General features: G+C 72.2%; 7 protein-coding genes and 2 pseudogenes. 8 read left to right on the forward strand and 1 reads right to left on the reverse strand.

Annotated elements, in window-relative coordinates:
• Positions 1-36: 36 nt before the first annotated feature.
• The 8 genes and pseudogenes from VR45_RS49320 to VR45_RS32330 form a co-directional block, all read left to right on the forward strand.
• Positions 37-552 (forward strand): annotated as a pseudogene (locus VR45_RS49320) (squalene--hopene cyclase); the annotation flags it as partial.
• 124 nt (positions 553-676) lie between these two features.
• Positions 677-1852, forward strand: a complete 1176-nt coding sequence (locus VR45_RS49325) for a prenyltransferase/squalene oxidase repeat-containing protein (protein ID WP_286163563.1) — start codon at positions 677-679, stop codon at positions 1850-1852.
• Positions 1849-3315 carry an FAD-dependent oxidoreductase gene (locus VR45_RS32305; protein ID WP_234326378.1) on the forward strand — a complete coding sequence of 489 codons (1467 nt, stop codon included), beginning with the start codon at positions 1849-1851 and terminating at the stop codon, positions 3313-3315. Before VR45_RS49325 ends, VR45_RS32305 begins: the two co-directional genes overlap by 4 nt.
• 171 nt (positions 3316-3486) lie before the next feature.
• Positions 3487-4683 carry an FAD-dependent monooxygenase gene (locus VR45_RS32310; RefSeq protein ID WP_045943439.1) on the forward strand — a complete coding sequence of 399 codons (1197 nt, stop codon included), beginning with the start codon at positions 3487-3489 and terminating at the stop codon, positions 4681-4683.
• A gap of 146 nt (positions 4684-4829) precedes the next feature.
• Positions 4830-6818 carry a ricin-type beta-trefoil lectin domain protein gene (locus VR45_RS32315; protein WP_045943440.1) on the forward strand — a complete coding sequence of 663 codons (1989 nt, stop codon included), beginning with the start codon at positions 4830-4832 and terminating at the stop codon, positions 6816-6818.
• Between the two features lie 119 nt (positions 6819-6937).
• Entirely contained in the window at positions 6938-7405 is a 468-nt protein-coding gene (locus tag VR45_RS32320; RefSeq protein WP_045943444.1) for an SRPBCC family protein, read from the forward strand.
• A gap of 139 nt (positions 7406-7544) precedes the next feature.
• Positions 7545-11102, forward strand: a complete 3558-nt coding sequence (gene dnaE, locus VR45_RS32325) for a DNA polymerase III subunit alpha (RefSeq protein WP_045943441.1) — start codon at positions 7545-7547, stop codon at positions 11100-11102.
• A gap of 146 nt (positions 11103-11248) precedes the next feature.
• A pseudogene (locus VR45_RS32330) lies at positions 11249-11909 on the forward strand (LysE family translocator).
• A gap of 76 nt (positions 11910-11985) precedes the next feature.
• Here VR45_RS32330 and VR45_RS32335 read toward each other — a convergent pair.
• Positions 11986-12447: GtrA family protein (locus tag VR45_RS32335; protein ID WP_045943442.1), on the reverse strand; the 462-nt coding region annotated here is incomplete at its 5' end.

The following is a 12447-nucleotide window of genomic DNA, read 5'->3' on the forward strand; positions in this document are numbered from 1 at the left end:
CCCCGCCACCGTCCCCGCCACGAAAGGGCCGCAGCGATGACCACCACCGACGCCCCGGGCATCCCCGGCACCGTCGAACACGCCCTGGCCCTGGCCGCCGACGCGCTCCGCCGGCGCCAGGACGCCGACGGCTTCTGGAAGGGCGACTTCGAGACCAGCCTCATCGGCGAGGCGGGCGAGGTCGTCCTGCGCCACTACCTGCGCCTGCCCGACGACGGCACGACGGCCGCCGACGCCCGGACCATCCTCGCCGAGCAGAGCCCCACCGGCGGCTGGGCCGCCTACCACCAGGGCCCGGACGAACTCCTGCTCTCGGTCTTCTGCTACGTCGCCCTGCGCCTGGCCGGCCACCACCCCGACGAGCCGCCGATGCGCGCGGCGGCCGCCTCGATCCGGGCCGGCGGCGGCATCGAGGCCGTCGACAACCTCCTCATGCTCGCCTGGCTGGCCGTCATCGGCCTCTGGCCGTGGAGCGACATCCCGCTCGTCCCGCCGGAGATCGTGCTGCTGCCCAGCCGGTTCCCGGGGAACATCTACCACTTCGGGGCCGCCGCCCGCGGCATCGTGGTCGCCAACAGCCTCTTCATGGCGAGCCGCCCCGTCGTGCCCGCCGGATTCGACCTCCCTCAGCCACTGGTACGCCCGCAGGCCGGTCCGCGCCCTGCGTCGCCGGGCGATCGACAAGGCCACCCGCTGGCTCGTCGACACCCAGGAGACGGACGGCAGTTGGGGCGGCAACTGGCCGCAGACCGCGAACGTCCTGATGGGCCTGGACGCGGCGGGCGTGCGCCGCGACCACCCGAGCGTCGTAGCCGCCCTGTCCGCGCTCGACCGGTACGTGGTCGAGCGCGACGGGCAGCGCCGGATCGAGATGTGGACCTCCGTCGTCATGGACACCGCCCTCGCCCTGTCCGCGAGTGCCGCGGCCGGCGGCCCCGGAGCCGGGGCGGCCGACGGACCGGCCGTCCGCTGGCTCCTCGACAACCAGGTCACCGAACTCGGCGACTGGGCGGTGCTCACGAAGGACCCCGTCCCCGGCGGCTGGCCCTACGAGTTCACCAACAACGCCAATCCCGACGCCGACGACACCGCCTTCGCCGTCGTGGCGCTGCGCCGGGTCCGGCCGCCCGGCAGCGACCCGGCCGTCGACGAGGCCTGTCGGCGCGCCCACCGCTGGCTGCTGTCCCAGCAGTGCGAGGACGGCGGCTGGGCCGCCTTCGAACCGTTGCGCTGGCGGCTGCCCGGCCGCTCCCGGCTCGCCGAGATCGGCTTCCTGGAGGCGCCGTCCGCCGACGTCACCGGCCATGTCCTGGAAGCGCTCGCCGCCGACGGCCACGCGGAGACCCCCGCGGCCCGCCGCGGCGTCGAGTGGCTGCGCCGCCAGCAGCGCCCGGACGGCTCCTGGCCCGGCTGGTGGGCCTGCTACCACCTGCACGGCACCAGCGCCGCCGTCACCGGCATGGCCGCCTGCGGGGTGCCGCCCGGCGACCCGGCGCTGCGACGGGCCTGCGAGTGGCTCCTCGCCCACCAACGGCCCGACGGCGGCTGGGGCGAGTCCGTCCGCGCGCTGCACGACCCCGAGTGGATCGGACGGGGCGACAGCACCCCCTCCCAGACGGCCTGGGCCCTGCTGGCGCTCGTCGCCGCCGGACGGGCCGACAGCGCGCCGGTGCGGACCGGCCTGGACTTCCTGGTCCGCACCCAGCAGGCCGACGGCGACTGGGCCGAGCCCTGGCACACATGGGTGGTGCACCACGACGGCCTGTACTGGCGCGACAGCCTGCTGCGGCTGATCTACCCCGTCCTCGCCATGGCGGCGCACCGGGCCGCCGTCGAAGGAGGTGCGGCGTGACAGCGGACACCGACCCGGGCACGCGGGAGCGCGAGGACGTGACCGTGGTGGGCGGCGGCCTCGCCGGCATGACGGCGGCCTGGACGCTGCGGCGGCTCGGCCTCCCCGTCCGGCTGCTCGAAGCCTCGCCCGAACTCGGCGGCATGGCCGGCTCCCGGGTGATCGACGGCCGGACCGAGGACCACGGCGTCCACATCTTCCCCGCCTGGTACCGCAACACGCTGCGCCTGGTCGGGGAACTCGGCCTCGCCGACAACCTGCGCACCACCCGCAAGTTCCACCAGCTGCTCCCGGGACCGGAGTTCCGCACCGCCGACACCTCGGGCGCCGACCGGCTGCTGTTCCTCTACGGCGTGCTCGACCTGCTCGCCCAGGACTACCGCACGGGCGACGAGTCCCTGCACGACTTCCTGCGCGGACGCCGCTACCTCTCCCCGGCCGCGGTCGCCGACATCGAGCACCTCTTCGTCGCCTCCAGCGCCGCCGAGAGCACCGCGGTCTCGGCGGCCGGGTTCCGCGGCAGCATCGCCGCCTTCGTCCGCCACCCCGGCCGGGTCCGGATGCCGCGCGGCGACCTCCAGCACTGGTTCATCGGGCCCTTCCGGCAACGGCTGGAGGCCGCGGGCGTCGAGGTGCTGACCGAGCGCGAGCTCACCGCGGTGACGACCGACGACCACCGGGTGCGCACCCTCACCCTGCGCGGCCCGGCCGGCGCCGACACCGACATCGAGGAAGCGGTCACCGGCCAGCTGGTCCTCGCGATCCCGCACGGCCGCCTGGCCGCCCTGGGCCCCGGGATCACCGGGGCGCTGCGCCCGGCGCACGGGATCCTGGAACTGACCTCCCGTCCGCTGGGCGCCCTCCACCTGTACCTGCGCCGCCGCCTGCCGGGACTGCCCGACGAGCACATCCGCCTGGTCGGCTCACCGCACGCGATCACGCTGATCGACGTCGGGCAGACCTGGCCCGGGCACCGCGACAGCCTGCTCAACTGCGTCGTCGGCCGGGTGACCGCGCTCCGGCACCTCGCCGACGACGAGGCCGTCAAGATCCTGGTGGAGGAGCTGATGACCTATCTCCCCGGCCTCGACTGGGAGGACATCGAGCACATCTGCTACCAGCCGCACTCCTCGGCCCCCTTCCACGCGCCCGGACCCGGCTCGGCCCGCCACCGGCCGCAGGCCTTCACCGCGTTCGCCGACCTCCACCTGGCCGGCGACTTCTGCGCCGCACCGGCGGGTGTGGCCGGCATGGAGGCGGCGGTCCGCTCGGGCCTGCTGGCGGCCGAGTCGGTCCGCCGCAGGCTGCGGCCCGAACTGCCGCCGGTGCGCGTCGAGACGATCGGCGACGTCCCGCCGCCGGTCGCCCGGCTGCTGCGGGCGGCACTCGGTCCGGCCGTCGCCGCCGTCCGGAGGCGGTCCGGCGGGGACGGATCCGGCGGGAACGGGTCCGTCCGGCGGTAGCCGGTTCCCGTCCGGTGGACACACCACCGGGCGGGAACCGGCCGCGCGGGAAGCACGGAACACGGGGCACGCGCACGGAGCGCAAGGCACGGAGCGCCAGGGACGGAGCACGGGCAGCACGGAACACGCGGTGCACCCAGCTCGTGGTGCACGGACACACGGGGGAACGACATGATCCACGCACTCGTCGCCGGAGGCGGCATCGGCGGCCTGGCCACGGCCCTGGCGCTGGCCCGCACCGGCCACCGCGTCACCGTCCTGGAGCGCCAGGACGCCTTCACCGACATCGGCGCCGGCATCCAGATCGCGCCCAACGGCTTCCACGCCCTGAACCGGCTGGGCGTGGGCCGGGCCGTCCGCGACCGCGCCGTGCTCGTCGACGAACTGCGCCTCATGGACGCGACCACCGGGCGCGAGCTGGTCGCCCTGCCCGTCGGCGGACGCTACCGGCAGCGCTTCGGCGACCCGTACGCGGTGGTCCACCGGCGGGACTTGCACACCCCGCTGCTCACGGCATGCCGGGCGGTCGGCACCGTCGACCTGGTGGCGGGCGCCGGGGTGCGGCGCTACCACCAGGACGCGCACCGGGTGACCGCCACCACCGCGGACGGCCGGACCTTCTCCGGCGACCTCCTGGTGGGCGCCGACGGCATCCGCTCCACCGTCCGGGCCCAGCTGCTGGGCGACGGCCCGCCCCGCCCCTGCGGGCACACCATCTACCGCACCCTCGTCCCCATGGAGCGGGTGCCGCGGTGGCTGCGCCGCAACGCCGTGACGCTGTGGGCCGGCCCCGGCTGGCACGTGGTCCACTACCCCGTCGCCGGCGGTTCCTGCCTCAACCTCGCCGCGGTGCTCGACGACGGCGCCGCCGAGGCCGTCTCGGGCCGCCCGGCCGAGCGGGCCGCCGTCCTGCGGCGGTTCGCCGACCCCGGCCCCGTCCCGGGCACGCTGCTGCGGCTCGGCGAGGACTGGCGCCGGTGGGTGCTGTGCGACCGCGACCCGGTCGACGTCTGGACCCGCGGCCGCGTGACGCTGACGGGCGACGCCGCCCACCCGATGCTCCAGTACGCCGCCCAGGGCGCCTGCCAGGCCCTGGAGGACGCCGTCGTCCTCGGCGACCTGCTCGCCGACGCCCCGACCGCCGACGTCCCCCAGCGGCTGGAGCGCTACAACGCCGCCCGCCGCGAGCGCACCGCCCGGGTCCAGTTGCTCTCCCGCGAGATGGGCGCCCGGCTCTACCACCCGGCCGGCGCGGACGCCCGGGCCCGCGACGCGCTGCTGCGCCCGCTCGACGAGGACGCGCTCCACCAGCGGGTCGCCTGGCTGCACGGCACCCCCGTCCGGGCGGACGCCGGCGGGGGCGGGTAGGGCCTGTCCCTGCACGAAAGGGCAGAGCTCCAGGCCCCGCCATATGGAAGCCGTCAGGACCGGCCGCACGGCGGATTTCCGCGCCTATCGTCCTTCTCGGTCGAGACGAAAAAGGTCTCCGATGCGAGCAGAAAGACGATTCCGCCATGAAAACCCTGTCCCGCCTGAAACGCGCATTCGCCTGCGGGGTCACCGCCGTCGCCCTGGTCGGCGGCCTCACCGCGCAGTCCGCCCAGGCCGCGCCGTCGCCCGGTTATCCGGTGGACAAGACCTGCGGGACCCCGGCCGTGCCGGGCGGCGGCAACTGCATGACCTCGCTGATCAGCTCCGGCTTCGACATGATCCGGGCGATGCGCGGCGCCGCCAACGCCAACAAGCTCGACAACGCGGAGTTCACGCAGAAAACCGCGGCGCAGCTGAGCCAGAAGTTTCCCGGGTTCAATGTCCTGGTGTTCAAGACCGTGGGCACCGACATGTACGACACCGAATGGTTCACGAACGAGCACAAGGCCGATATGAAGGGGGTGCTGATCGACACCACCTACAAGCTCAACCATTTCATGAACAAGGAGGAGCAGAAGGATCCCTCGGGTTACGACAAGTTCCGGATCTGGGTGTTCCAGGGCGAGTCGACCTTCCGCAACCGGGGCGACGGCGGCTACATGAACTGGGCGTTCGTCGGCAACGACGGCGACAGCGTCAAGAAGGAGTCGTGGACCTGCCGGTCGGGCACCGCGCGGCCCTACAAGTGCGACGGCGACGTGCGCACCCTGCACTTCCCCGCCCGCTCCGGCTACGGCAGCAGGACGGGCAGTCTGACCCCCGACGTCAGCGCCCCCGGCTACCACGCCTGCCTGGACGTCAGCGGCAACGGCACCGCGAACGGCACCCCCGTGCAGATGTGGGAGTGCAACGGCGGCGACGCCCAGAAGTGGACGTACAACGGGTACAAGCTCCGGGCGGCCAACGGCAAGTGCCTGGACCTGGCGGACAACAGGGCCGCCAACGGGAACAAGCTCCAGGTCTGGGACTGCCTGGAGATCCCCGGCCAGCGCTGGCACATGTCGCCCAGCGGCGGCCTGCGCCACATGACGGACCAGGACGACCGGTCCAAGGACGTCTGCATCGACGACTACAGCGGCCGCACCGCCAACGGCAGCTCCGTGGTGGCCTGGGCCTGCGGTTCCGAGAGCAACCGCGACGCGCCCAACCAGAACTGGGCCTGGGGCGGCACCCCGCCGACCACCAACCCGACCAACCCCACCACACCGGGTAACGGCGCCGATGTGACCCTGAAGCTCGACAACGGCCTGGGCGCCCTCCCCGTCAGCGGCTCCGCCGGTGCCCCCGTGGTCCCCGGGATCCGGGGTGGCAACGAGTCCAAGTGGAAGCTCACCCCGGTGGGCGGCGGCCGCTACCGGATCACCAGCTCCTACGGCCTCGACCTCACCGAGAGCGGCGGCTACATGGCCGAGCTCCAGCCGTGGAGCAACTCCTCGAAGCAGAAGTGGGAGCTCTTCGGCGTCGGCAACGGCAGGTACCAGATCCGGATCTCCGACGACGACTGCCTCGCCCACGATTCCGACTTCAAGCAGCTCGGCGTGTGGACGTGCAAGCGCGGCTGGCAGCAGGAGTGGGTGCTGGAATCGGCCTCCGGCGGCGTGATCACCCCGGGCGGCGGGGGCACGCCGACCGACCCGAAGGACCCGAAGCCCCCGACGGGCGGCGGCGGAGCGAGCGTCCCGACCGAGCGGCCGCTGTTCCTCAAGCTCGACAACGGCCTGGGCGCCACGGCCCCCACCGAGACCGCGAGCTGGGGCGCGCCGGTCCTGGGCGGCATCCTGGGCTACAAGGGGTCCACCTGGACGATCAAGCCGCTCGGCGGTGACCGCTACCGGATCGTCAACGACCTCGGCTACAACCTCACCGAGAACCCCGACACCTACGTGGCCGAGCAGCAGGCCTGGGGCGACACCTCCAACCAGAAGTGGAAGTTCGTCGGCGTCGGCAACGGCAAGTACCGGATCCAGATCTCCGACGACGACTGCCTGACCCACGACTCCGACCACAAGCAGCTCGGCGTGTGGACCTGCGAGGGCGGCTGGAAGCAGGAGTGGTCCCTCCAGCTCCGCTGACGGACGGCGGCCGGGGCCGGTGCCGGGGCGGAAGCCCCCGGACCCGGCCCCGGCACCACGTGCGGGCGGTCCCGGCCGGGTGCTTGGTCCCGGCCCGGCGGCGGCGGATGATCCTCGGCATGGAGACACTTCAGCTCACCCAGGACCCGCGGGCGTACGCCTGCATGCTCGTCCGCCGGCCCGCCGACGAGGCGTTCCGGGCGTTCGCCGACCCGGCCGTCACGACCCGGTTCTGGTACAGCGGGAGCAGCGGGCCGATGGTGCCGGGCGCCGCGCTGCGCTGGGAGTGGGAGACCTACGGGGCCTCGGCCGAGGTCAAGGTCCTGGAGGTGGCGGAGGGGCGCCTGATCCGGTTCGAGTGGGGCAACTACGACCGGCCGACGACCGTCGAGCTGAGGTTCACCCCGCGCTCGGCGGAGGCCGCCTTCGTCGAGGTCACCGAGACCGGTTTCCGGGGGTCGGGGGACGAGACCCTGCGCTGGGTGAACGACACCGTCGGTGGCTTCACCACCACGCTGTGCGCGATGAAGGCCCTGCTGGAGCACGGCATCGAGCTCAACGCCGTGCCCGACCACCACCCGGCCTGACCCCGTCCCCGCTGCTCCTCGACCCGGCTCCCCGGCCCGATCGACCGGCGCGCGCGACGCCCCTGGCGTGTCGCGCGCGCCGACCGACTAACCTGGACCGCTTGCCCGTACCGCCGTCCCGCTTGAGGAGCCCAGCGCCGTGTCCGACAGCTTCGCGCACCTGCACGTCCACACGGAGTACTCGATGCTGGACGGGGCCGCGAAGAACGGCAAGCTCTTCGCCGAGGCGGAGAGACAGGGCATGCCCGCCATCGCGATGAGTGACCACGGCAACATGTTCGGCGCCTACGAGTTCTTCCACGCCGCCGCCAAGACCGGCGTCAAGCCGATCATCGGCATCGAGGCGTACGTCGCCCCGTCCTCCCGCTTCCACAAGAAGCAGGTGTTCTGGTCGCCCGGCGGCCAGCGGCCGGCCAGCGCCGACGGCGAGGGCGGCAAGGACGTCTCCGGCGGCGGCCGCTACACCCACATGACCATGTGGGCACAGAACGCCACCGGCCTGCGGAACCTCTTCAAGCTCTCCTCGCTCGCGTCGATGGAGGGCTACTACATGAAGCCCCGGATGGACCGCGAGCTGATCGCCGCCAACGCCACCGGCATCATCGCCACCACCGGCTGCCCCTCCGGCGAGGTGCAGACCCGGCTGCGGCTCGGGCAGTACGAGGAGGCCGTCAAGGCGGCCGGCGCCTACCAGGACATCTTCGGCAAGGAGAACTACTTCCTGGAGCTGATGGACCACGGCCTGTCCATCGAGCAGGACGTGCGCGAGGACCTGCTGCGCCTCGCCAAGCAGCTGAACATCCCGCTGCTGGCCACCAACGACTCGCACTACGTCACCGCCGACCAGGCGGACGCCCACGACAGCCTGCTCTGCGTCGGTGTGGGCAAGAACAAGGACGACCCGAACCGGTTCAAGTTCCAGGGCACCGGCTACTACGTCAAGACCGCCGAGGAGATGCGCGAGCTCTTCCGCGAGCTGCCGGAGGCCTGCGACAACACGCTGGCCATCGCGGAGCGGGTCGAGTCGTACGACGAGGTGTTCACCTACGTCGACCGGATGCCGCAGTTCGACGTGCCCGAGGGCGAGACCCAGGCCTCGTTCCTGCGCCAGAAGATCGCCGCCGGGCTCCAGCACCGCTACGGCGACAACCCGAGCCAGGAGGTGCTGGACCGGGTCGAGCTGGAGATGGGCGTCATCTCCCCGATGGGCTTCGACGCCTACTTCCTCGTGGTCGCCGACATCTGCCAGTACGCCCGGGACAACGGCATCCCGGTCGGCCCGGGCCGAGGCTCGGCGGCCGGCTCGATGGTCTCCTACCTGACCCGGATCACCGAGCTGGACCCGCTGGAGCACGACCTGCTGTTCGAGCGGTTCCTGAACCCCGAGCGCATCAACCCCCCGGACGTCGACATCGACTTCGACGACCGCCAGCGCGACCAGATGGTGCGCTACGTCACCGACAAGTACGGCTCCGCCTACACCGCCCAGGTCAACACCTTCGGCACCATCAAGGCCAAGGCCGCCGTCAAGGACGCCAACCGCATCCTCGGCTACCCGTTCGCCATGGGCGACCGGATCACCAAGGCGATGCCGCCGGACGTCATGGGCAAGGGCGTCCCGCTGGCGGACCTCTTCAACGACAAGCACCCGCGGTACAACGAGGGCACCGAGATCCGCTCGCTGTACGAGAACGAGCCCGATGTCAAGAAGATCATCGACACCGGGCTGGGCATCGAGGGCCTGATCCGCGGCACCGGTGTGCACGCCGCGGCCGTCATCCTCTCCTCGACGCCACTGCTGGACCTCATCCCGCTGCACATGCGGGACAAGGACGGCGTGATCATCACCGGCTTCGACTACCCGTCGTGCGAAGCCATGGGCCTGATCAAGATGGACTTCCTGGGGCTGCGGAACCTGGGCATCATCGATCACTGCATCAAGATCGTCAAGGCCAACCGCGGCGTGGACGTCGACATCGAGAAGATCCCGATCGACGACCCCACCACCTACCAGCTGCTGGCCCGGGGCGACACCCTCGGCGTGTTCCAGCTCGACGGCGGCCCCATGCGCGCCCTGCTCAAGCTGATGAAGCCCACCGAGTTCGCCGACATCTCCGCCGTCTCCGCGCTCTACCGGCCCGGCCCGATGGGCATGAACTCGCACACCAACTACGCGCTGCGCAAGAACGCCCAGCAGGAGATCATCCCGATCCACCCGGAGCTGGAGGCGCCGCTCGCCGACGTCCTCGGCCCCACCTACGGCCTCATCGTCTACCAGGAGCAGGTCCAGCGAGCGGCCCAGGTGCTCGCCGGGTACTCGCTCGGACAGGCCGACCTGCTCCGCCGGGCGATGGGCAAGAAGAAGAAGGAGGTGCTGGAGAAGGAGTTCGTCCCCTTCCACGCCGGCTGCAAGGAGCGCGGCTACTCCGACGAGGCCATCCAGGCCGTCTGGGACGTCCTGGTCCCGTTCGCCGGCTACGCCTTCAACAAATCGCACTCCGCCGCGTACGGACTGGTCTCGTACCAGACCGCCTACCTCAAGGCCAACTACCCCGCCGAGTACATGGCTGCCCTGCTCACCTCGGTCGCCGATGACAAGGACAAGATGGCGATCTACCTGGCCGAGTGCCGGCAGATGGGCATCCGGATCCTCTCCCCCGACGTCAACGAGTCGGTGGTCGACTTCACCGCCGTCGGCAGCGACGTCCGCTTCGGCCTGAAGGCGGTGCGCAACGTCGGCGTCCCGGTCATCGAATCGCTGGTGGCCACCCGGGCGGAGAAGGGCAAGTACACCTCGTTCCCGGACTTCCTGGACAAGGTCGAGCTGGTGGTGTGCAACAAGCGCACCGTCGACTCCCTGGTCAAGGCGGGGGCGTTCGACTCGCTCGGGCACACCCGGCTCTCGCTGAGCACCGTGCACGAGTCCGCGATCGACGCCGTCACCGGGTTGAAGAAGCAGCAGGCGATCGGCCAGGACGACCTCTTCGGCGCCCTCGACGCCGAGGAGGGCGGCGGCATCGGGCTGGACTTCCAGCTCACCGACCGCGAATGGCCGCGCCGCCAACTGCTCTCGCTGGAGCGGGAGATGCTCGGTCTCTACGTCTCCAGCCACCCGCTGGACGGCGCCGAGCACATCCTCTCCCAGAACCGTGACACCTCGATCGCCGACCTGCTCGGCTCGGGCCGCACCGAGGGCGAGGTCCGCCTCTCCGGCCTCATCACCGCGGTGGACCGCCGGATCAACAAGGCCGGCAACGCCTGGGCGATCATCACCGTCGCCGACCGCGACGGCTCGGTCGAGGTGCTCTTCTTCCCGGCCACCTACAACCTGATGGCCGAGCAGATGATCGAGGACAACGTCGTCTCGGTCCGGGGCCGCCTCAACGAGCGCGACGGCTCGCTGAGCATCTTCGGGCAGGAGCTCACCACCCTCGACGTCTCCTCCGCCGAACTCGGCACCAAGCCCCCGGTCCAGATCACCGTCCCGGCCGCCCGGGTCACCCCCGGGGTCGTCGCCGAGCTCAAGCTCGCCCTCCAGGCCCACCCCGGCGACGTCCCCGTCCGCCTGCTCACCACCGGCTGGGACAAGGACACCCTCTACGAGCTCGGCTTCCAGGTGAACCCGGACAACGGGTTCGCCTCCGACGTCAAGACCCTGCTCGGCAACCGCGCCTGGATGGGCACGAGCATCCGCTGACGGAGCCCGGCGGCGGTGCGGCGAGGCGGGCCGGTGGTGGTCCGACGGCGGGCCGGTGGTCGTACACCGGCCCGCCTCGCCGTGCCGCGCCCCGCCGTGACCTGCTAGGTTCCCTCCCGACGAACGTACGTACGGGGGGTAGCACTGTGGTCGGGCTGGGAGCAATCGCGGGAATCGCACTGGTGGAACTCGGCATGGTGATGACACCGGGGCCGAACATGATCTACCTGGTCTCCCGCTCGATCGCCCAGGGCCGCCGGGCCGGGCTGACCTCGCTGGCCGGGGTCGCCCTCGGCTTCCTCGTCTACCTGTTCGCGGTGTCCGCCGGGATCGCCACCGTCTTCGCGCTGGTGCCGGAGATCTACCTGGCGGTCAAGCTGGCCGGGGCCGGCTATCTGCTGTGGCTCGCCTGGAAGGCCCCCCCTGGCCGTCCGGCCGGGCGGGCGCTCCGCGTTCGCCGCCCAGGAGCTGCCGCACGACGGGCCCCGCAAGCTCTTCCTGATGGGCCTGCTCACCTGCCTGCTCAACCCCAAGGTGGCGATCCTCTACATCTCGCTGCTGCCGCAGTTCGTCGACCCCTCGCGCGGCCACGTCGGCCTGCAGGGCGTGGTGCTGGGGCTGACCCTGATCGTGGTCGGGGTCGCGGGCAACGCCTTCTTCATCGTCACAGCCGGCTCCGTCGCCGGGTTCTTCTCCCGGCACCCGCTCTGGCAGCGCGTGCACCGCTACGTGGTGGGCACCGCCCTGGCCGGCTTCGCCGTCCGGATCGCCACCGAGCGTTCGGGCGCGGCGGTCGCCCTGCGCTGACCGCGGCGCCCGCCCGCCCGGTGCGTTCGGCACCGCTCGGGCCGGCGCTCGCGTGGCGCCCGGCCCGGACCGGTGCTCAGGCGGCGCGGCAGAGTCCCGCGGGGTCGGCGGCCGCGGTCGAGGCGCGGGCGACGGCCACGTTCAGGGGGCGGGCCGCGGTGGCGGCCGCCGACCGGGTGCGCGCGAACACGACCAGGCGCAGCACCGCGAACCGGGCGACGCCCGCCAGCGCGGAGGCCGAGAGGTAGACGGCCTGTTCGGCCACCGCGCCGGGCCGTGCCACCACCTGGTGCAGGACGAGCACGGCCGAGCAGGTCACCGCGTACGCGGCCGCCGCCGATCCGGCCGACTGGACGTGCTGGCGCCAGGTCGCACGGCCGCCCGCGCCGAAGGTGAAACGGGCGTGCAGCTCGGTCGCGAGCAGCGTGGAGACCACGGTGACCAGCGCGTTGACCAGGACCCAGGGAACCTGCGGGAGCCACGCAGCCAGGGCCGCCACCGCGAAGCTCGCGGCCACTCCCACACCGCCGCCACACAC

Source organism: Streptomyces sp. NRRL S-495 (assembly GCF_000966955.1).
Classification (GTDB): domain Bacteria; phylum Actinomycetota; class Actinomycetes; order Streptomycetales; family Streptomycetaceae; genus Kitasatospora; species Kitasatospora purpeofusca.

Coding starts and splice junctions, on each gene's coding strand:
- VR45_RS32310 (WP_045943439.1), top strand. CDS start 3,487: ATGATCCACGCACTCGTCGCCGGAGGCGGCATCGGCGGCCTGGCCACG.
- VR45_RS32320 (WP_045943444.1), top strand. CDS start 6,938: ATGGAGACACTTCAGCTCACCCAGGACCCGCGGGCGTACGCCTGCATG.
- VR45_RS32315 (WP_045943440.1), top strand. CDS start 4,830: ATGAAAACCCTGTCCCGCCTGAAACGCGCATTCGCCTGCGGGGTCACC.